At 61.1% G+C, this 20522-nt stretch carries 16 protein-coding genes, 2 tRNA genes and 3 rRNA genes; 10 read left to right on the top strand and 11 right to left on the bottom strand.

The genetic code is table 11. From position 1 onward, the window contains the following. Positions 1 to 16: 16 nt before the first annotated feature. The 6 genes from Q2K57_RS06320 to Q2K57_RS06295 all read right to left on the bottom strand — a co-directional run bounded on the left by Q2K57_RS06320 (position 17) and on the right by Q2K57_RS06295 (position 4780). Complete coding sequence (locus tag Q2K57_RS06320; protein WP_304526379.1) at positions 17 to 505, bottom strand: DUF4426 domain-containing protein; 489 nt, start codon at positions 503 to 505, stop codon at positions 17 to 19. A 34-nt stretch (positions 506 to 539) separates the two neighbouring features. After that, complete coding sequence (gene metW / locus Q2K57_RS06315) at positions 540 to 1142, bottom strand: methionine biosynthesis protein MetW (RefSeq protein WP_112055892.1); 603 nt, start codon at positions 1140 to 1142, stop codon at positions 540 to 542. Continuing rightward, a complete protein-coding gene (locus Q2K57_RS06310) occupies positions 1142 to 2293 on the bottom strand; it encodes a homoserine O-acetyltransferase (RefSeq protein WP_304526378.1) in 1152 nt (383 codons plus the stop codon). Before Q2K57_RS06310 ends, metW begins: the two co-directional genes overlap by 1 nt. A 102-nt stretch (positions 2294 to 2395) precedes the next feature. Then, a complete protein-coding gene (locus Q2K57_RS06305) occupies positions 2396 to 2986 on the bottom strand; it encodes a YggT family protein (protein ID WP_304526377.1) in 591 nt (196 codons plus the stop codon). A 120-nt stretch (positions 2987 to 3106) separates the two neighbouring features. Then, positions 3107 to 3931 (bottom strand): pyrroline-5-carboxylate reductase, encoded by an 825-nt coding sequence (proC, locus tag Q2K57_RS06300; RefSeq protein ID WP_304526376.1) that lies wholly within the window; start codon positions 3929 to 3931, stop codon positions 3107 to 3109. Positions 3932 to 4069: 138 nt separating this feature from the next. Beyond that, positions 4070 to 4780 carry a YggS family pyridoxal phosphate-dependent enzyme gene (locus Q2K57_RS06295; RefSeq protein WP_304526375.1) on the bottom strand — a complete coding sequence of 237 codons (711 nt, stop codon included), beginning with the start codon at positions 4778 to 4780 and terminating at the stop codon, positions 4070 to 4072. 34 nt (positions 4781 to 4814) lie between these two features. On the opposite strand from Q2K57_RS06295, the gene Q2K57_RS06290 reads away from it, so the two are divergent. Together Q2K57_RS06290 and Q2K57_RS06285 are read left to right on the top strand one after the other, a co-directional pair. Next, complete coding sequence (locus Q2K57_RS06290) at positions 4815 to 5846, top strand: type IV pilus twitching motility protein PilT (RefSeq protein WP_112055887.1); 1032 nt, start codon at positions 4815 to 4817, stop codon at positions 5844 to 5846. A gap of 88 nt (positions 5847 to 5934) precedes the next feature. Then, positions 5935 to 7071, top strand: coding sequence for a PilT/PilU family type 4a pilus ATPase (locus Q2K57_RS06285; RefSeq protein ID WP_304526374.1), 1137 nt, complete (start codon positions 5935 to 5937; stop codon positions 7069 to 7071). 84 nt (positions 7072 to 7155) lie between these two features. Here the strand turns inward: Q2K57_RS06285 and Q2K57_RS06280 are convergent, their stop codons facing one another. Continuing rightward, positions 7156 to 8313 (bottom strand): anhydro-N-acetylmuramic acid kinase, encoded by a 1158-nt coding sequence (locus Q2K57_RS06280; RefSeq protein WP_304526373.1) that lies wholly within the window; start codon positions 8311 to 8313, stop codon positions 7156 to 7158. Between the two features lie 136 nt (positions 8314 to 8449). On the opposite strand from Q2K57_RS06280, the gene tyrS reads away from it, so the two are divergent. The 7 genes from tyrS to Q2K57_RS06245 all read left to right on the top strand — a co-directional run bounded on the left by tyrS (position 8450) and on the right by Q2K57_RS06245 (position 16325). Then, positions 8450 to 9649, top strand: coding sequence for a tyrosine--tRNA ligase (gene tyrS / locus Q2K57_RS06275; RefSeq protein ID WP_304526372.1), 1200 nt, complete (start codon positions 8450 to 8452; stop codon positions 9647 to 9649). A gap of 729 nt (positions 9650 to 10378) precedes the next feature. Continuing rightward, positions 10379 to 11919, top strand: a 16S ribosomal RNA gene (locus Q2K57_RS06270). A 198-nt stretch (positions 11920 to 12117) separates the two neighbouring features. Continuing rightward, positions 12118 to 12194 (top strand) — tRNA-Ile (locus Q2K57_RS06265). A 107-nt stretch (positions 12195 to 12301) separates the two neighbouring features. Further along, positions 12302 to 12377 (top strand) — tRNA-Ala (locus Q2K57_RS06260). Between the two features lie 215 nt (positions 12378 to 12592). After that, positions 12593 to 15478: ribosomal RNA gene (locus tag Q2K57_RS06255) — 23S ribosomal RNA — on the top strand. 126 nt (positions 15479 to 15604) lie between these two features. After that, a 5S ribosomal RNA gene (rrf, locus tag Q2K57_RS06250) occupies positions 15605 to 15720 on the top strand. Together the 16S, 23S and 5S rRNA genes with 2 tRNA genes alongside form the textbook arrangement of a ribosomal RNA operon. Positions 15721 to 16109: 389 nt before the next feature. After that, positions 16110 to 16325: a hypothetical protein gene (locus Q2K57_RS06245; protein WP_112056548.1), complete on the top strand. Its 216-nt coding sequence runs from the start codon at positions 16110 to 16112 to the stop codon at positions 16323 to 16325. Positions 16326 to 16507: 182 nt separating this feature from the next. Here the strand turns inward: Q2K57_RS06245 and Q2K57_RS06240 are convergent, their stop codons facing one another. The 4 genes from Q2K57_RS06240 to Q2K57_RS06225 all read right to left on the bottom strand — a co-directional run bounded on the left by Q2K57_RS06240 (position 16508) and on the right by Q2K57_RS06225 (position 19818). Continuing rightward, positions 16508 to 18037, bottom strand: a complete 1530-nt coding sequence (locus Q2K57_RS06240) for an IS66 family transposase (RefSeq protein ID WP_304525928.1) — start codon at positions 18035 to 18037, stop codon at positions 16508 to 16510. A gap of 92 nt (positions 18038 to 18129) precedes the next feature. Next, positions 18130 to 18465: an IS66 family insertion sequence element accessory protein TnpB gene (gene tnpB, locus Q2K57_RS06235; RefSeq protein WP_304524918.1), complete on the bottom strand. Its 336-nt coding sequence runs from the start codon at positions 18463 to 18465 to the stop codon at positions 18130 to 18132. Beyond that, a complete protein-coding gene (locus tag Q2K57_RS06230; RefSeq protein ID WP_304525929.1) occupies positions 18462 to 18830 on the bottom strand; it encodes a transposase in 369 nt (122 codons plus the stop codon). Before Q2K57_RS06230 ends, tnpB begins: the two co-directional genes overlap by 4 nt. A 163-nt stretch (positions 18831 to 18993) precedes the next feature. Continuing rightward, a complete protein-coding gene (locus Q2K57_RS06225) occupies positions 18994 to 19818 on the bottom strand; it encodes a Tim44 domain-containing protein (protein ID WP_304526371.1) in 825 nt (274 codons plus the stop codon). 100 nt (positions 19819 to 19918) lie between these two features. Here Q2K57_RS06225 and Q2K57_RS06220 point away from each other — a divergent pair, with 100 nt between their 5' ends. Next, positions 19919 to 20491: an isochorismatase family protein gene (locus Q2K57_RS06220; protein WP_112056485.1), complete on the top strand. Its 573-nt coding sequence runs from the start codon at positions 19919 to 19921 to the stop codon at positions 20489 to 20491. The last annotated feature ends 31 nt before the right edge of the window (positions 20492 to 20522 follow it).

Raw genomic sequence — 20522 nt, 5'->3', positions numbered from 1 at the left:
GGGCGCTCCGGTCGGTTCAGCGGTCGATATAGAAGCGCTGGATGAAATTCACCTCGCCAGGAGGCGCATTGCGGTCATAGCGTACGCTCAGATCGAAGCGCATCGGCTCGTCTTCCTGAATGCGGAAGGTCGCCAGGTGATAGACGGCGCCGTCTTCGCGCACGGTGCGAAAGGCCAGCGGCTGCGACTGGCCGGCGAGGTTGCCGACCCGGCCTTCCACCGAGGCTTGCACCGGGCGGGTGGTGCCATCCTCCTGTTCCTCGCGCACGCTGACATTCAGCAGCGCCTGCACTCGGCTGCGCTGAATGCCGTTGGCCGCCGCGACCTCCGGTGTCAGGAAACTGGTGTTCACTGCGTTGTAGTGGACCTGGTAGCGGCCGAAGCGTTCGAACTGTTCGGCCTGGGCTGTTCCCAAACCTGTGCCTGCAAGCAGCACAAGGCCGAGCAGCCAGGCAATCCCACGACTGACAGCCCGGCCGTCTGGCCGGTGCATATGCTTCACCATGATGACGTCCCCCGAAGGTAAAACTTGGTGGCGATCAGGCGTCGCCTGCACGGCTGACGCGGAAGATCGCCGTTTCACCAAACAGGTTAGGCCATAGCCGTGAGCTCCAGTGTGCTTCGTGCTCGCCGTTGCCTACTGCCTGGTCCGTGATAGTCAGACCCTTGTCGCGGCACAGGCGTTCAAAGTCATTGAAGGTCGATAGGTGAATGTTGGGAGTGTCGTACCAGGCATGGGGTAGCGACTTGGACACCGGCATGTAGCCCTTGAAGCCCAGGTACAGGCGATGGCGCCAGTAGGCGAAGTTGGGGAAGGTGATGATGCACTCCCCGGCCACTCTGAGCATCTCGTCGAGCATCAGATCGGGGCGACGCAAGGCCTGCAGGGCCTGGGTCATTATCACCAGGTCGTAGGCGTTGTCGTCGAAATTGGCAAGCCCCTCGTCGAGGTTCTGCTCGATGACGTTGACGCCGCGGGCGACGCAGGCGGTCAGGCCGTCGGGGTCGATCTCCAGCCCGTAGCCGGTAACCTGTTTGTCGCGGGCCAGGGCGTCGAGCAGGGTGCCGTCGCCGCAGCCCAGGTCGAGTACCCGGGCGCCCTCGGGCACCCAGCCATGGATCAGTTCAAGGTCGGCGCGCATCAGGAGCCCTCCAGCTGCTGGTCCCTGGCCACGCGCGCCATGAAGCCCGCGAACACCGCCTGGTAGCGGGGCTCGGGCAGCAGGAAGGCATCATGGCCGTGGGGGGAATCGATGTTGGCATAGCTGACTGGCTTGTCGGCGCGCACCAGGGCGTCGACCAGCTCCCGGGAACGCCAGGGCGGGAAGCGCCAGTCGGTCGAGAAGCTGACCACCAGGAAGGGACACTGTGCCGGGGCCAGCGCCGTGGCGAGATTGCCGCCATGGGGTGCAGCCGGGTCGAAGTAGTCGAGCGCCTTGGTCATCAGCAGGTAGGTATTGGCGTCGAAGGACTCGGAGAAGGTGTCGCCCTGGTGGCGCAGGTAGGACTCCACCTGGAACTCGACCTCGTAGCCATACCCGAGGTCGTGACGCAGGTCACGGCCGAACTTGGAGCCCATCGCCGTCTCGGAGAGGTAGGTGATGTGGCCGACCATGCGTGCCAGTTTGAGGCCGCGCCGTGGCAGGGTGTCGTGCTCGCCGTACCAGCCGTCATGGAAGTCGGGGTCGGAGCGGATCGCCTGGCGCGCGACCTCGTTGAAGGCGATGTTCTGGGCCGAGAGGCGTGGCGTGGCGGCGATCACTGCGGCATGTGCGATGCGCTCCGGGTAGTCCAGCGCCCACTGCATCACCTGCATGCCGCCCAGGCTGCCGCCGACCACTGCGGCGAAGCGCTCGATGCCGAGCCGGTCGGCGAGCCTTGCCTGGCTGTGCACCCAGTCGCTGACCGTCATCATCGGGAAGTCCGGGCCCCAGGGCTGGCCGGTTTCAGGGTTGATGCTCAGCGGGCCGGTGCTGCCGTGGCAGCCCCCCAGATTGTTGAGCGAGACGACGAAGAAGCGGTTGGTGTCGATGCTCTTGCCGGGGCCGATATGGGCATCCCACCAGCCGGGCTTGCGATCATCTTCATGATGGCGCCCGGCGGCGTGGTGGTGCCCGGAGAGGGCGTGGCAGATCAGTACCGCATTGGTGCCCTCGGCGTTGAGGGTGCCATAGGTCTCGTAGACCAGGGTGTAGCTGGGCAGAGTCTTGCCGCAGGCCAGGGCCAGAGGGTCGTCGAAGTGGGCCGTCTGTGGCGTCACCACGCCGACCGAGTCGGAAGCAAGCTCGGGCATGGCGGTCTCAGTGTCCTGTCAGAAGAAGATAAACGACGGCGGGGCTCTCGGCCCCGCTCACAGTTCTGTCAATCACAGTCGCATCCATCACCGTTCCTTCGATCACAGCCCCACCAGAGCGCCGGAGACGCCGGCGGCGCGAGTCAGTGAACCGACCACCAGGTTGTCGAGCAGGCTGATGGAGATGAACACCACGATCGGTGACAGGTCGATCATGCCAAGCGGCGGGATCACCTTGCGCACCGGGGCCATGATCGGTTCGACCAGCTGCATGACCAGCAGCGCGCCCGGGTGACTCGCCTGAGGCGCGACCCAACTCAGGATGATCATCACGATCAGGGCGAAGAAGTAGATCTTGAGGATGCCGCTTGCCAGTGCGGCGACGCCGGCGATGGCCACGCCCGCGATCGGCGGCATGCCGTAGCCGGCAATCTGCAGGATCAGGATGATGCTGATCACTTTGATCAAGAAGGCCGCCGCCAGCGTGGCCAGGTCGAAGCGGCCCACTGGGCGCAGGAAGCCTTGGAAGGGCTTCACCACCGGCTGGGTCACCTTGACCACCGATTGGCTGATCGGGTTGTAGTAGTCGGCGCGGGAGGCCTGCAGCAGAAAACGCATCATCAGCATCAGCAGATAGATGTTGATCAGCGTATTGACCAGCAGCAGGCCGGCACTTCCCAATTGACTGCCCATGGGGGCTCCTTGTTTATAAAAGCCGGCAACGAAAGCCGGCAACGAACGGTGGTGGCGACGGGGTGACGTTAGCGGTGCGGGCGGTCGGGCTGCCGACCGCCCGCACCTCGGCGCGGCGGCTTACTGCTTGCCGAGCTCCTCGCCCATCTCGCGGGCGCGGGCAGCACAAACCTCGGCGGCCTCGAGGAAGATCTGGCGCAGACCGGCCTCTTCGAGGTGGTTCACGGCGCGCTCGGTGGTACCGTTCGGCGACATGACATTGCGCCTCAGTTGAGCGGGGTCGGCGTCACCCTGCTGGACCATTCGAGCAGCGCCAAGGCCGGTCTGCACGGCTAGGCGACGGGCGCTCTCGGCCGGCAGGCCAAGCTTGACGCCCGCTTCCTCGAGGGCCTCGAAGACCAGGTAGAAATAGGCGGGGGCGCTGCCGGCAACGGCGGTCACGGCTTCGAGCAGCACTTCCTCGTCGACCCATTCCACAATACCCACGGATTCCATCAGGGTGGTGGCAATCGATTTATGGCTGTCATCGACGAGACGGTTGGCATAGAGGCCGCTGGCGCCGCTACCCACCAGCGAGGGGGTGTTGGGCATGCAGCGGATCACCGGCAGATCCCCGCCCAGCCAGCGCTCGAGGGTCTCGGCGGTCAGGCCGGCGGCGACGGAGACGATCAGCGGCTTGCGATCCTGGATGGCATCGCGCATGGCGGCACAGACGTCGTGCATGATCTGCGGCTTGACCGCCAGCACCACGACATCTGCGTTGGTCACGGCGGCATTGTTGTCGGTCTCGGTGTGGATACCGTACCGCTCGCGTAGCGGTGCCAGCATTGCATCGTCGGGGGAGGTGGCGGTAATCGCCTCGCGGGAATAGCCGCTCTCGATCATGCCACCGAAGATGGCGCTGGCCATGTTGCCGGCGCCAATGAAAGTCACGTTGCTCGCCATGCTGGAATCCTCTTCTGGTGTCTGGTTGGCCGTTTGCCTGGCCGTGTTCGTCGCCGTGCCTGCTCTGCTCGCTAAATTAGCCTGTCCTGCCAGCCTGCTATTGCTTCTGCGCGGCATGCCGTCAGCTGCGTCATCGCATCAGGCCGCTGGGCGTGGCCGCGCGCCGAACAGGGCCGTGCCTAGCCTCAGCAGGGTCGCACCCTCGGCGACGGCGGCTTCGAGGTCGTCGCTCATGCCCATCGACAGGGTGTCGAGTTCGGCCTCGGGGAAGTGCGCCTTGAGTGCTTCAAGGGCCTCGCGCAGCCTGGCGAAAGGGACTCGCTGTTCGGCCAGCCCGGCGCTCGGGGCGGGAATCGCCATCAGCCCTCGCAGGCGCAGCCCCGGCAGCGATAGCACCGTTTCCGCCAGAGGCTCGAGGGCCTCGAGGGCGACACCGGCCTTGCTGGCCTCATCGCTGATATTGACCTGCAGGCAGACGTTCAGCGGCGGCCGGTCGGCGGGGCGCTGCTCGGCCAGGCGTCGGGCGATCTTCTCACGATCCACGCTATGAACCCAGTCGAAGTGCTCGGCGACCTGGCGGGTCTTGTTCGACTGCAGCGGGCCGATGAAATGCCAGATGATGTCGTCGAGATCGGCAAGCTCGGCCTGTTTGTCGAGGGCCTCCTGCAGGTAGTTTTCGCCGAACTGGCGCTGACCGAGGCCATGGGCCTCGCGAACCATCGCCGCGGGCTTGGTCTTGCTGACCGCCAGCAGCTCGGCGGCCTGCGGATCTCGGCCCGCGGCGCTCAGCGCTGCATCGAGCCGCGACTTGGCAGCGGCGAAGGTTTCGGTTAACACAACCTCTGTCATACTGGGGCGACCTTACCTGGGAGCAGGGAATCTAATGGATATTACCGAACTGCTGGCATTCTCGGCAAAGCAGAACGCATCGGACCTTCACCTTTCCGCCGGCTTGCCGCCGATGATTCGGGTCGATGGTGATATTCGCCGGCTCAACGTGCCAGCCATGGACGATCGTGAGGTGCGGGCCCTGATCTACGACATTATGGGCGACCGCCAGCGCCGCGACTTCGAAGAGTTCCTGGAAACGGACTTCTCCTTCGAGGTGCCGGGGGTGGCACGCTTTCGCGTCAACGCATTCCAGCAGGGGCGCGGTGCCGCGGCGGTGCTGCGTACCGTGCCTGCGGAGGTGCTGACCATGGAAGCGCTGGGCATGGGCGATGTCTTTCGCCGTATGGCGCAGCTTCCACGTGGCCTGGTACTGGTCACTGGCCCCACGGGGTCGGGCAAGAGCACCACTCTGGCGGCGATGATCGACTTCATCAACGACACCCGCTACGACCATATCCTGACCATCGAAGATCCAGTGGAATTCGTGCACCGTAGCAAGCGTTGCCTGATCAACCAGCGTGAAGTGAGTCGCGATACTCACGGCTTCGCTCCTGCGCTGCGCAGCGCCCTGCGCGAGGACCCGGACGTTATCCTGGTCGGCGAGCTTCGGGACCTGGATACCATCCGGCTGGCGCTGACCGCCGCCGAGACCGGGCACCTAGTGCTGGGCACCCTGCACACCACGTCGGCAGCCAAGACCATCGACCGCATCGTCGACGTCTTCCCCGGGGCGGAGAAGGATATGGTGCGCTCGATGCTCTCGGAGTCGCTGCAGGGCGTGATTTCGCAGGTGCTGCTCAAGCGTGCCGGCGGTGGCCGGGTGGCGGCGCACGAGATCCTGGTGGCGACCTCGGCGATTCGCAACCTGATTCGCGAGGACAAGGTGGCCCAAATCTATTCGGCCATCCAGACCGGCGGCAACCTGGGTATGCAGACGCTGGATGCGGCCCTGGCCAAGATGGTCAACGATGGGGTTGTGGTGCGTGAAGAGGCGCAGGCCGTGGCCAAGGGCGTGCTCAGCTGAGGCCATCGATGACTCGGTCAGTTGACGCCTTGATTAACTCCACTGACCAACAGTTCGGATCAATCGTAAAGAGAGCAGGCGAAATATCATGAAAGCGAACGAATGGTTGCAGCAACTGCTCGAGATCATGGTCGATAAGGAAGCTTCGGATCTCCTGGTCTCGGTGAATGCTCCACCCACCTTAAAGATGGCCGGGCAGCTTATTCCGCTGGGCGACCAGGTGCTATCGCCGGCTCAGGTGGCCGAGCTGGTCAAGGCGGCCTTGCCGCCGGCCCAGCGTGAGCGCTTTGCCTCCGAGCAGGAGGCCAACTTTGCGCTGAGCCTTCCTGGACGCGGGCGCTTTCGCGTCAGCGCCTTCCAGCAGCGTAACCAGCCGGCCATGGTGCTGCGGCGGATATCCTTCGAGATTCCTAGGCTCGAGACGCTGAACTTGCCGGCGACGCTGGGTGAGCTGGCTGGCGCCAAGCGCGGCCTGGTGCTGGTAGTCGGCGGCACCGGTACCGGCAAGTCGACAACCCTGGCGTCGATGATCCAGCAGCGCAACGAGACTCAGGGCGGGCACATCATCAGCATCGAGGACCCGATCGAGTACGTGCACCCGCACAAGAAGGCGATCATCAATCAGCGGGAAGTGGGCATCGACACCGAGTCGTTCGAGGTGGCGCTGAAGAACACGCTGCGCCAGGCGCCGGACGTGATCCTGATCGGCGAGATCCGCACCCGCAAGACCATGGAGCATGCTCTGACCTTCGCCGAGACCGGTCATCTGTGCCTGGCGACCCTGCATGCGAATAACGCCAACCAGGCCCTCGATCGGATCATCAACTTCTTCCCCTCGGAGCGCCACGATCAGGTGTGGCTCGACCTGTCGCTAAACCTGAAAGCCATCGTCGCCCAACAGCTGCTGCCTACGCAGGACCGTGGGCGCCGCGCGGCCATCGAGATCATGCTGCGCTCACCGCTGATCGGCGACCTGATCCGCAAGGGAGAAGTCGCCGAGATCAAGGACATTATGCGCCGCTCGCGGGATCTCGGGATGCAGACCTTCGATCAGGCGCTTTATGAGCTCTACCAGGAGGGAGTGATCAGTGAGGACATCGCCATGGTTCACGCCGACTCGGCCAACGACCTGCGCATGATGATCAAGTTCGGCGACGAGGGCGGGGTGGCCGACGCCCAGGGCGCCGCCAGCCACCTCGAGCTGCGGCGTGGGGATGATTTCTAGCGGTGCCCTGGTAGTACATCAGGAGCGCACATCGGTTGTGCAGAGGCCAGGGCATGGTCGGGACACATAGACGCAGTGACTAGATTAGTGTGAATAGATTCCGCCCAGCACTCGCGGGCCGGCGGCACCGGTGACCGCCGGCAGGTTGCCGGGCAGGCCCGCCAGGCGTCGCCAGGCCAGCCAGGCGAAGGCGCCGGCCTCCAACCAGTCGGCGCTCCAGCCATCCTGGTCGATGATGCCGATCTCGGTCTGCGGCAGTCGCCGGGCCAGTCGTGCGAGCAGATCGGCATTGCGGGCGCCACCGCCGCAGGGCAGCAGCCGGCTGGGAGGCGGGGCCTGATAGTGGGCCATGGCCTGCGCGATGCCGGAGGCGACACTTGCCGCGGTCAGTTCGGCGAGTGTTGCCTGCACGTCCTGGGGCGACTCATTGCCGGTCAGCTGTGCCTCGAGCCAGGGCAGGTGAAAGGCCTCGCGGCCGGTGCTCTTGGGCGGCGGCGCGCTGAAGAAGGGGTCTGCTAGCAGGCGGGTGAGCAGTGGCTCGATGACCCGTCCGCCGGCGGCCCAGGCGCCGTCTATATCGACAGGTGTGCCTCGATGGCGCTGATGCCAGGCATCCAGCAGCACGTTGGCCGGGCCGGTATCGAAGCCGATTACCTCGGCGGTGCAGGTGGCGGGCGGTAGCAGAGTCAGGTTGGCGAAGCCGCCCAGGTTGAGCACCAGTTGCCATTCGCGGGGGTGGCGAAACAGCGCGGCATGGAAAGCGGGGGCCAGTGGCGCGGCCTGACCACCGGCGGCCAGGTCGCGCCGCCGGAAATCGGCGACCACCGGGCAGCCGGTCAGTTCGGCCAGCAGGCTGGGATTGTCGAGCTGCAGGGTATAGGGCGCGCTCGCATCCTTGTCATCATGCCCAAGGGGGGCGTGCTCGATGGTCTGGCCGTGGCTGCCGATGGCGGCCACCGCGCTTGCCGGAGTGTTGCTCGCCACCAGCAGTTCGCTCACGGCGCGGGCCTGCAGGCGGCAGAAGGCGTCTTCGGCGCGGGCCAGGTCCGCAAAGCGCACGGCGTCAGCATGGCAGAGTTCGAGCAGCGTCGCGCGCAGGCTCGGGGGCATGGCGACCTCATGAGTGGCCAGCAGGCGCGGCGCCTCCTGCGTACCACCCGGCCCAGGCTCGCCGCACGCAATGAGGGCCGCGTCGATGCCATCGAGGCTGGTTCCCGACATCAGTCCAATCAACAGTGGCATGCTCGTCTCCCTGGTGTGTCCGGCGCTCAACCGATTGAGCAAGACATGCTACCATCTGCCCCCATTATCAGGCCTGCTCTTGATGCCAAAGGGCCTTGCCTGGCGATCAACTGCTTTTGAGGGGAGAACGGTAACGATGTCCGACGTCGCTGATGCGCTGGCGCTGCTTGAGCGCGGCACCCATGAGATTCTGCTGGCCGATGAGCTCAAGGAGAAGCTCGCGTCCGGTCGCCCCCTGCGCATCAAGGCCGGCTTCGACCCGACTGCGCCGGACTTGCACCTCGGCCACAGCGTGCTGCTGACCAAGATGCGCCAGTTTCAGGACCTCGGTCATCAGGTGGTCTTCCTGATCGGCGATTTCACCGGGCGCATCGGCGACCCCACCGGCAAGAACGTTACCCGCAAGCCCCTCACCGAGGAAGAAGTGAAGGCCAACGCCGAGACCTACAAGGCACAGGTCTTCAAGATCCTCGACCCCGAGAAGACCGAAGTACGCTTCAACGCCGAATGGTTCTCCGCGATGAGTGCCGCCGATATGATCGAGCTGGCCGGTCAGAGCACCGTGGCACGCATGCTTGAGCGCGATGACTTCGAGAAGCGCTATCAGGGCGGTCAGTCGATCTCCATCCACGAGTTCCTCTATCCACTGGTGCAGGGCTATGACTCGGTGGCACTGGAAGCCGACGTCGAGCTCGGCGGTACCGATCAGAAGTTCAACCTGCTGATGGGCCGCGAGCTGCAGAAGCACTTCGGCCAGTCGCCGCAGGTGGTGATCACCATGCCGTTGCTGGAAGGATTGGACGGCGTGCAGAAGATGTCCAAGTCGCTGGGCAACTATGTCGGCGTCGATGATGGCCCGGGCACCATGTTCAACAAGCTGGTGTCGATGCCCGACAGCCTGATGTGGCGCTATTTCGAACTGCTGTCGCTGAAGTCCAACGAAGACATCGAGGCGCTCAAGCGCGACGTCGAGCAGGGTGCCAACCCGCGTGACATCAAGATGGTACTGGCTCGTGAACTGGTCGGTCGTTATCACGGCGAGGACGCGGCGGCCAATGCGCACAAGTCTGCCGGCAACCAGCTGGCCGATGGCGAACTGCCCGAAGACCTGCCCGAAGTGCACGTCGACTTCGAAGGCAGTGAGCAGGCGCCGATCGCCGCGGTGCTCAACCGCTCCGGTCTTGCCAACAACAGCGCCCAGGCCAAGGACATGCTCGGCAACGGTCGCGTCAAGGTCGACGGCGAGGTGGTCGCTCGCGATCACATGCTGGCGACCGGTGCGAGCTATGTAATCCAGGCCGGCAAGAAACGCTATGCCCGAGTAATCCTCGACTAAGTTCTCGGGTCTTCGTCCTTTGCCAGATGCTCTTTAGTCGGTTCGCCATATATTGGTTCTGCTATCGGTTCTGGTTAGCTGTGCCTCTAATGGCTCTGCAACGCCCGCCCTTGTGCGGGCGTTGTCGTGTCTGGCCCCTCGATTTATCCACACCCGGTCAGCCGCCTTCATCTATCCACAACCTCCTCGTCACCTTTTTGCAAGAAAGGGGTTGTGTGGGCCCGCGATAATCCGTAAAGTACGCATCCGCTGCCGCCGACGAGCAAACGTCGGAAGCGGTGAAGAGTGTTGGAAGTACTTGTTTTGGTTAAAGTTTTTCGATCAGGCTTGATCGACAGGCATTGACAAAACAGCCGGAAACGGTAGAATGCTCCTCCACTCGATCGGCGCTCAACTCGCCGCTGGTTCGCTCGGTCATCTAGAGCGAACGACAACAGCAAGGGTTGACATTCACTGCCGATTCAGTAGAATACGCCTTCCTCGCAGGGCGCCGGCCAAACGGCCAGGCAGATGCGAGATGCTCCACTCTTTAAGAGTTCGGAGCTGCTCTTTAACAATCGATCAGATAATTCATGTGGGCGCTTGTCGATGAAGGGGTGATCAGTCACCGATACTTCAAGGCAAGCGACTCGTCAAAAGAAGCCATATCGGCTGATTTTTTGAGACGTTTGAACCTTGAGCCAAGTTTGGTCTGCTTCTTTCTTCGGAAAGGTAAGACCGTATGATTTTAAACTGAAGAGTTTGATCATGGCTCAGATTGAACGCTGGCGGCAGGCCTAACACATGCAAGTCGAGCGGAAACGATCCTAGCTTGCTAGGAGGCGTCGAGCGGCGGACGGGTGAGTAATGCATAGGAATCTGCCCGGTAGTGGGGGATAACGTGGGGAAACTCACGCTAATACCGCATACGCCCTACGGGGGAAAGCAGGGGATCTTCGGACCTTGCGCTATCGGATGAGCCTATGTCGGATTAGCTTGTTGGTGAGGTAATGGCTCACCAAGGCGACGATCCGTAGCTGGTCTGAGAGGATGATCAGCCACACTGGGACTGAGACACGGCCCAGACTCCTACGGGAGGCAGCAGTGGGGAATATTGGACAATGGGCGAAAGCCTGATCCAGCCATGCCGCGTGTGTGAAGAAGGCTTTCGGGTTGTAAAGCACTTTCAGCGAGGAAGAAAGCCTGATGATTAATACTCGTCAGGAAGGACATCACTCGCAGAAGAAGCACCGGCTAACTCCGTGCCAGCAGCCGCGGTAATACGGAGGGTGCAAGCGTTAATCGGAATTACTGGGCGTAAAGCGCGCGTAGGTGGCTTGATAAGCCGGTTGTGAAAGCCCCGGGCTCAACCTGGGAACTGCATCCGGAACTGTTAGGCTAGAGTGCAGGAGAGGAAGGTAGAATTCCCGGTGTAGCGGTGAAATGCGTAGAGATCGGGAGGAATACCAGTGGCGAAGGCGGCCTTCTGGACTGACACTGACACTGAGGTGCGAAAGCGTGGGTAGCAAACAGGATTAGATACCCTGGTAGTCCACGCCGTAAACGATGTCGACTAGCCGTTGGGAGCCTCGAGTTCTTAGTGGCGCAGTTAACGCAATAAGTCGACCGCCTGGGGAGTACGGCCGCAAGGTTAAAACTCAAATGAATTGACGGGGGCCCGCACAAGCGGTGGAGCATGTGGTTTAATTCGATGCAACGCGAAGAACCTTACCTACTCTTGACATCGTGCGAACTTTCCAGAGATGGATTGGTGCCTTCGGGAACGCACAGACAGGTGCTGCATGGCTGTCGTCAGCTCGTGTTGTGAAATGTTGGGTTAAGTCCCGTAACGAGCGCAACCCCTATCCTTATTTGCCAGCGAGTCATGTCGGGAACTCTAAGGAGACTGCCGGTGACAAACCGGAGGAAGGTGGGGATGACGTCAAGTCATCATGGCCCTTACGAGTAGGGCTACACACGTGCTACAATGGCAGGTACAAAGGGTTGCAAGACGGCGACGTGGAGCTAATCCCATAAAGCCTGCCTCAGTCCGGATCGGAGTCTGCAACTCGACTCCGTGAAGTCGGAATCGCTAGTAATCGTGAATCAGAATGTCACGGTGAATACGTTCCCGGGCCTTGTACACACCGCCCGTCACACCATGGGAGTGGACTGCACCAGAAGTGGTTAGCTTAACCTTCGGGGGAGCGATCACCACGGTGTGGTTCATGACTGGGGTGAAGTCGTAACAAGGTAGCCGTAGGGGAACCTGCGGCTGGATCACCTCCTTAATCGACGACTCGCCTCTTCTCGGCAAGTGTCCACAATGAATTATCTGATCGGCCAGAGCATAAGACTGTTTGGGTAAAGACCCAGCGTGACCTTAGAGTATTCGCTCAGTTGGTTAGAGCGCACCCCCTGACCTTAAATGGAAAGGAGGGTGAGGTCGGCAAGCCGGCCACGTTCTTCTCAGTGAGAGAGTAGGTGTTGGGTCTGTAGCTCAGTTGGTTAGAGCGCACCCCTGATAAGGGTGAGGTCGGCAGTTCGAGTCTGCCCAGACCCACCAAATTTTATCCGGTCCTGCGTTGCTTCGGCACTCGTGTAGCGAGCTACACGTCGCACCAAAGCGCCTTGATCCGAATAAAATTCTCCATGTCGCGTCGAGCAATCAGAGGGGCCTTAGCTCAGCTGGGAGAGCGCCTGCCTTGCACGCAGGAGGTCAGCGGTTCGATCCCGCTAGGCTCCACCATCATCCCAACAGTCATCTGTGAGTCCACAGTCACAAGCCTATCATCAACCATGATGATGTCGGGTTTGTGACTGTCGGTTCGACAGTCGCTCTTTAACAATATGAATCATGCTGACAAAAAGTCCCTTTCCTACCCAGGAAAGGGCAGTGATACGTCTCAAGCGTATCCGGCAATTGTCGTGCGTCATCGCGGACCAGACCCTTTCGGGTTATATGGTCAAGCGATGAAGCGCATACGGTGGATGCCTAGGCAGTCAGAGGCGATGAAAGACGTGGAAGCCTGCGATAAGGTTCGGCGAGGTGGCAAACAACCTGCGACCCGGACATTTCTGAATGGGGAAACCCACCCAACGTAAGTTGGGTATCCCACACTGAATACATAGGTGTTGGGAGGCGAACCAGGGGAACTGAAACATCTAAGTACCCTGAGGAAAAGAAATCAACCGAGATTCCCCAAGTAGCGGCGAGCGAACGGGGACCAGCCCTTAAGCACCATGACTGATAGACGAAGTGGTTGGGAAACCACGCGATACAGGGTGATAGCCCCGTAGTCGAAATCTGATTGGTGTGAAATCGAGTAGGTCGGGGCACGAGAAACCTTGACTGAAGACGGGGGGACCATCCTCCAAGGCTAAATACTCCTGACTGACCGATAGTGAACCAGTACCGTGAGGGAAAGGCGAAAAGAACCCCGGAGAGGGGAGTGAAATAGATCCTGAAACCGTATGCGTACAAGCAGTGGGAGCCGACTTGTTCGGTGACCGCGTACCTTTTGTATAATGGGTCAGCGACTTATTTTCAGTGGCGAGCTTAACCGTATAGGGGAGGCGTAGAGAAATCGAGTCTTAACTGGGCGACCAGTCGCTGGAAATAGACCCGAAACCGGGCGATCTATCCATGAGCAGGTTGAAGATTGAGTAACATCAATTGGAGGACCGAACCAGGATCTGTTGAAAAAGATTTGGATGACTTGTGGATCGGAGTGAAAGGCTAATCAAGCCCGGAGATAGCTGGTTCTCCTCGAAAGCTATTTAGGTAGCGCCTCACGTATCACCGCCGGGGGTAGAGCACTGTTTCGGCTAGGGGGTCATCCCGACTTACCAACCCGAGGCAAACTCCGAATACCGGTGAGTGCAGCGTGGGAGACACACAGCGGGTGCTAACGTCCGTTGTGAAAAGGGAAACAACCCAGACCGTCAGCTAAGGTCCCAAAATCCTGATTAAGTGGGAAACGATGTGGGAAGGCTCAGACAGCTAGGAGGTTGGCTTAGAAGCAGCCATCCTTTAAAGAAAGCGTAATAGCTCACTAGTCGAGTCGGCCTGCGCGGAAGATGTAACGGGGCTAAATCAGGTACCGAAGCTACGGGTTCGTCGAATGACGAGCGGTAGAGGAGCGTCGTGTAAGCCGATGAAGGTGTGTTGAGAAGCATGCTGGAGGTATCACGAGTGCGAATGCTGACATGAGTAACGACAAGGGGAGTGAAAAACTCCCCCGCCGGAAGACCAAGGGTTTCTGTTCGACGCTAATCGGAGCAGAGTGAGTCGGCCCCTAAGGCGAGGCCGAAAGGCGTAGTCGATGGGAAACGGGTCAATATTCCCGTACTTCACAGTATTGCGATGGGGGGACGAAGAAGGCTAGGTGAGCCAGGCGTTGGTTGTCCTGGTGAAAGTCAGTAGGCTGGGGAATCAGGTAAATCCGGTACCCCAAGGCCGAGAGACGAGACGAACAGACTACGGTCTGGAAGTCATCGATGCCACGCTTCCAGGAAAAGCCTCTAAGCTTCAGATACTGTGGAACCGTACCCCAAACCGACACAGGTGGTCAGGTAGAGAATACCAAGGCGCTTGAGAGAACTCGGGTGAAGGAACTAGGCAAAATGGTGCCGTAACTTCGGGAGAAGGCACGCCGCATTAGGGTGAAGGGACTTGCTCCCCGAGCCTGACGCGGTCGAAGATACCAGGTGGCTGCAACTGTTTATTAAAAACACAGCACTCTGCCAACGCGTAAGCGGACGTATAGGGTGTGACGCCTGCCCGGTGCCGGAAGGTTAATTGATGGTGTTAGCTTCGGCGAAGCTCCTGATCGAAGCCCCGGTAAACGGCGGCCGTAACTATAACGGTCCTAAGGTAGCGAAATTCCTTGTCGGGTAAGTTCCGACCTGCACGAATGGCGTAATGATGGCCACGCTGTCTCCACCCGAGACTCAGTGAAATTGAAATCGCAGTGAAGATGCTGTGTACCCGCGGCTAGACGGAAAGACCCCGTGAACCTTTACTATAGCTTCACACTGGACGCTGATGTTGCTTGTGTAGGATAGCTGGGAGGCTTGGAAACGGTGGCGCTAGCTATCGTGGAGCCAACCTTGAAATACCAGCCTGGCATCATTGGCGTTCTAACTCCGGTCCGTTATCCGGATCGAGGACAGTGTGTGGTGGGTAGTTTGACTGGGGCGGTCTCCTCCCAAAGAGTAACGGAGGAGCACGAAGGTACCCTCAGCACGGTTGGAAATCGTGCATTGAGTGCAAGAGCATAAGGGTGCTTAACTGCGAGACAGACACGTCGAGCAGGTACGAAAGTAGGTTCTAGTGATCCGGTGGTTCTGTATGGAAGGGCCATCGCTCAACGGATAAAAGGTACTCCGGGGATAACAGGCTGATACCGCCCAAGAGTTCACATCGACGGCGGTGTTTGGCACCTCGATGTCGGCTCATCACATCCTGGGGCTGAAGTCGGTCCCAAGGGTATGGCTGTTCGCCATTTAAAGTGGTACGCGAGCTGGGTTTAGAACGTCGTGAGACAGTTCGGTCCCTATCTGCCGTGGGCGTTGGAAGTTTGAGAAGTGCTGCTCCTAGTACGAGAGGACCGGAGTGGACGCACCTCTGGTGTTCCGGTTGTCACGCCAGTGGCATTGCCGGGTAGCTAAGTGCGGACGGGATAACCGCTGAAAGCATCTAAGCGGGAAGCCCCCTTCAAGATGAGACTTCCCCGAGGCATAAGCCTCCTGAAGGGCCCAGCAAGACGAGCTGGTTGATAGGCACGGTGTGGAAGCGCTGCAAGGCGTTGAGCTAACGTGTACTAATGGCCCGTGAGGCTTGACCATATAACCCCAAGGGGTCTGCGCATGACGCGCACAATTGACGGATACGCGAGCAGTAACAAGAGACGATCACGTCAGCATGATTTCATATTGCGATGAGCCGCCAAGGCGTCTCATCAACCCGTTTCGCCTGACGACCATAGCGAGCGTGAACCACCCGATCCCATGCCGAACTCGGAAGTGAAACCGCTTAGCGCCGATGGTAGTGTGGAGTTTCTCCATGCGAGAGTAGGTCATTGTCAGGCACTTATTTAGAGAAAACCCCGGTCCTTAACAGGCCGGGGTTTTTTCATGTCTGGGCGGTGGAAATGGCCAGGAAATGCCGGCTGGCAGCACGGCAGCTCTCGGCAGGACACGACACGATAGCCCCGCGACAATCACGCGACAGAAAGGCTCGCCCGATGGGTGCGCCGCGATAGCTCTTCCTTCTCACCCCGGGCGCTGACGCGCCCGGGGTTTTTTGTGTCAGCCCCATGACCTGAAGTGCATCTAACCGGTGAGTCATGCGTGACGGCATGGCCCAGGCGCTTGAGGTGGACGAGCTATGGGTAGAGCCGCAGCGCCAGGACGGCTATGGTGTGTGGACTGACACTCGTCGTCAGGTATGGCAACCATGATTCAGGAGGACAACATCATGAACGTGAAGCTTACGGACAAGCTGAAGGACAAGCTCGGCATCATGCTGCTGGTGGCCATGATGGCCGTTGCCATCACTGGCTGTGAAGAGGAAGGGCCTGCGGAACAGGCCGGTGAAAAGATCGATAACGCCATGGAGGACACGGGGGATGCGATCGAGGAAGCCGGTGATAACGTCGAAGAGGCGGCCGATGAGGCACAGTCTGACTATTAAGGTAGCGTTGCCGGGAAAGGCTAGGAAAGAGCACTGGGAAAGCGTACGGCATCCGCATACTGATACCTGCGCATGAACTCACTTGCTCAATCGGTGGCCTGAGAGAGCCCCTGGGCGGTGGGATAATCAAAAAATGCCGGGCAAAAGCCCGTAAGCGTTCGCCAAACACCGCTTGTCAGTGATCAGACGTTGTGCTGCCAGTGATGGGGCAGAAGCTCGTGGATCTGGCTGGCCTTGTGTGTCGGTAGCCGTTCCAGCACGTCCTTCAGGTAGGCATAGGGCTCGTGGCCGTTGAGCTTGGCGCACTGGATCAAGCTCATGATGGTAGCGGCGCGCTGGCCACTGCGCAGTGACCCGGCGAATAGCCAGTTGCTGCGGCCCAGCGCCCAAGGGCGGATCAGGTTCTCGACCCGGTTGTTATCGATAGGTAGTCGGCCGTCATCCAGATAGCGCGTCAACGCCGCCCAACGCTTCAGGCTGTAGTCCAGCGCTTTCGCCGTCGCCGAACCATTCGGCACCTTTTCTCGGTGGGCCAGCATCCAGCGGTGCAGCGTGTCGGCGAGAGGTCTGGCTCGAGTGTCGCGTAACCGCTGGCGTTCTTCCTCGGTCAATGGCTGGGCCTCGCGCTCTAGTTGGTAGAGCTGGCCGATCAGCTCGATGGCCTGCTCGGCGATCTGGCTCTTGCCGGCTACATGCAGATCAACGAACTTGCGCCGCGCATGAGCCATGCAGCCGATCTCGGTGACGCCGTTGGCGAAGCTTTGCTTGTAGCCGCTGTAGTCGTCGCAGACCAGCTTGCCCCGCCACTCGCCGAGGAAGTCGCGGGCATGCTGACCACTGCGTCCCTCGCTGAAGTCGTAGACGACGGCCTTCAGGCCGGCGTAGGGCGTGGTGGCGTAAGCCCAAAGGTAGGCGCGATGTGTCTTCTTCTTGCCCGGGGCCAGCATCGGCACCGGCGTCTCGTCGGCATGCAGCACCGGCTCACTGAGCAGCAGCTTACGTAGGGCATCGATCAGCGGCTGAAGCCGCACGCCGCAGATGCCGACCCACTCGGCCAGAGTGGAGCGCGGAATCGCCACGCCGGCACGGGAGAAGATCTGCTCCTGGCGATACAGTGGGAGGTGATCGGCGTACTTGGCGATCAGCACCTGGGCCAGCAGACCGGCGGTGGGGATGCCCTTGTCGATGATCTGCGCCGGCATCGGCGCCTGGGTCAGTGTCTCGCAGTGATCACAGACCCACTTGCCACGGATATGGCGCTCGACATGGAATACGCCCGGCGTGTAGTCGAGCTTCTCGCTGACCTCCTCGCCGATCCGCCGCAGCTGACAACCACACGGGCAGTGATCATTCTCTGGGTCATGGTGAATCTCGGTGCGCGGCAGTTCGGGAGGCAAAGAGGCGCGCTTGGGCGTCTTCTTGGGCGCCGATGACGCATCGGTCGTGACCAGGTCTTCCAACTCAGTCTCGATGGCGGCGATGTCGGCATCCACCCCATCCTCCAGCAGACTGATCTGCAGAACGTTGAGCTGCTCGCTGCGCTTGCCGAAGGCGTGGCGCTTGAGCAGCGCCAGTTCATAGGTCAGCTTCTGATTGACCTGCTCGCTGTGGCGGAGCGCTTTATCCTTTTCCTCGACCTGCGTCATCAGCGTTGCCGCCAGGTGGCGGAGCTGATCGGGAGAGAGCTGAGACAGGTCGGGAGGCATGTTCATTCGCTGAGTATGCCAACCTGCCGTGGGGAGTGGGATTGGCACTTCAGCGAATAGCGAGCCGGGAGATTCTGTGCCTTATCTGGCTCGGTATGTCAGACCACCGAGATCACGCCACCGGCGCCGAGACGTTGCCAGGGTAGGCCCTGAACCAGCGCCGTGACCTGCTCTGGGCAGAGCTCGACGCGATCGCCGTGCCGGTGGCTGGCCCAGTGGAACTTGCCCTGGTTCAGACGCCGGGCGCACAGCCAGATGCCCAGGCCATCGTGAACCAGCACCTTCATACGGTTGCCGCGCCGGTTGGCGAACAGATAGGCACAGTGCGGTCGGGCGGCACCGAAGACCTTCACCACCCGGGCCAGTGCCGTATCCGGTCCGGCGCGCATATCCAACGGCTCCGTCGCCAACCAGATCTCGTCGATGCGGATCATGCGAGCAGCTCTCGGATCAGAGATCGACACGCGTCGGCCTCCGAGGCAGGCCACTCGATGACCATCGGGCCGTTGGGGTGCGGGATCGTGAGGCGAATACGGTCCGTCACCTGATTTTGGCGAGCGACCGGTAATGAGGCACTGGCCATGGGCACCGGCACAAACGCCGGTGCTTCTGGCGCGGCAGTCCGCTGGCGGGCGGCGCGGATCCACTTGTGGACCAAGTTGGCATTCAGGCTGTGCTCCAGGGCAACCCCGGCCACGGAGGCACCCGATTGCTGGCAGGCCTCAACGATTCTTGCCTTGAACGCGGTGGTGAAGCGACGACGCTTCCGAGGGGCTTCCGGCACGCTTAAGTCAGTCATGGTAGGTGTCCACTTATTAATAGGTGGGCACCTACTGTGATGGAATTCAGGTACTTTCGGCAGATGGGTTCACCGGGCGGTTACAAAAGCCCGGCATTTTTGTGGGTGGTTCTTGAGGCAGTGCTTGAAAGAGTATCGCGAGAATCAGCCTCGCGAGTGAGTGTCAGGCTCCCGGGGTCTGCTCGATGCCCTGCAGGTACCAGGGGGCGTTGTCACGCAGCTCGCGAATCAGGTGCCAGGTCTCATTGAACTCGTTGTGCTCGCCGTTCTCGTCCATGACGCCGTGGAAAATGACCGTGGCCTCGGCCTGCTGACCGATTTCTCGCACGTCGCCAAGCTCCGCGAACAGCCTGACGATCTCGGTACGATTATTGGCCGGGTGGTTGGTGCGCTCTTCACGCAGCTGGTTGTAGAACGCTGGCGTGACAAACTCCTGGATACCGGCGAAGTCGTTGTTGTCCCAGGCGCGTTGCAGGGTCATGAAATGCTCCTTGGCCCCGCCCAGGAAGCGTTCCTTGTCGAACCAGCTCGGTGTGCTGCCACTGCCGCCAAGGCCACCGCCGATAGGCTCTGAGGTGGTGAAAGGCTGTGAGGTGGCCTGCTCGCGGCGGGCCATGGAATCACCACCGGCGGTGGCCGGCTGGCGACGCTTGGCGAATAGGCGGAACAGCAGGAAGGCCGCACCGGCCACTAGCAATAGGTCCATCAGGCGCAGTTCGTCAAAGGCTCCGCCGAAGAACAGCGAAGCCAACAGGCCACCGGCCAGCAGGCCGGCGAAGGGGCCGGCGAAGCGTGACAGGCCCCGCGAGGGCTGGCGGGCGCCGGTGCCCGCGGTGGCATTACGATTGGGCGTAGAGGCGGTCGAGTCCGCCGAGCGGGAGTAGGAGCCGAAGCTTTTGCCGCCGCCCAGGCGCTTGGCCTCGGCGTGATCAACAGCCAGGCCCAGGCTCATGAAGGTGGCCAAGATGAGTACGAAGATATTGCGCATGGGGAGAGAAGACTCCTAAGGGGTGATTCGATTCTCTGCCAGAATACCCGCTTCGGCGCCTATGCTGAATCCATAACGTCACTGGTGAGGAAAACCTGAGATGCGACTCGACCGTACGACCAGCCTGTTGTTGATCGTGGATCTTCAGACCGGCTTGCTACCGGTGATCGACGGTGGTGAACAGGCCGTCACCGAGGCGGCTTGGCTTGCCGGCCTGTCGCGGACGCTTGAGGTGCCGGTTTGGATGACTGAGCAATACCCGGCAGGCCTGGGCGCCGTCGACCCGCGGCTGCTTGCGGCGGCGCCGGAGGCACGCCGCTGGGAGAAGGTGCACTTCGATGCCCAGCAGGAGCCGCCCTTCGCCAAGGCGCTGGCCGAGCTTGGTCGCAAGCAGGTGGTGATCTGCGGCAGCGAGGCGCATATCTGCGTGCTGCAGACGGCGCTAGGGCTGCTGGCGGCAGATTACCGGGTGTACTGGCTTGCCGAAGCATGTGCCAGCCGGCGCCATGACGAGGCGCGGCTAGCCAGGGAGCGGGTGGTGGCTGCCGGTGGCGTGGTAATCAGCGCCGACATGGCGGCCTACGAGTGGCTCGAGCGCTGCGACGACGAGGCCTTCAAGGCGGCGCACCGAGACTTCCTCAAGCCCCGGGCGGCGCGCCTCCTGCGTTTTTGAACTGACGACGTCTCAGTCCGTTGCAGGCCAA

The organism is Halomonas sp. I5-271120, from assembly GCF_030553075.1.
Lineage (GTDB): Bacteria > Pseudomonadota > Gammaproteobacteria > Pseudomonadales > Halomonadaceae > Onishia > Onishia taeanensis_A.
This window is presented reverse-complemented; position numbering and strand designations above follow the sequence as displayed.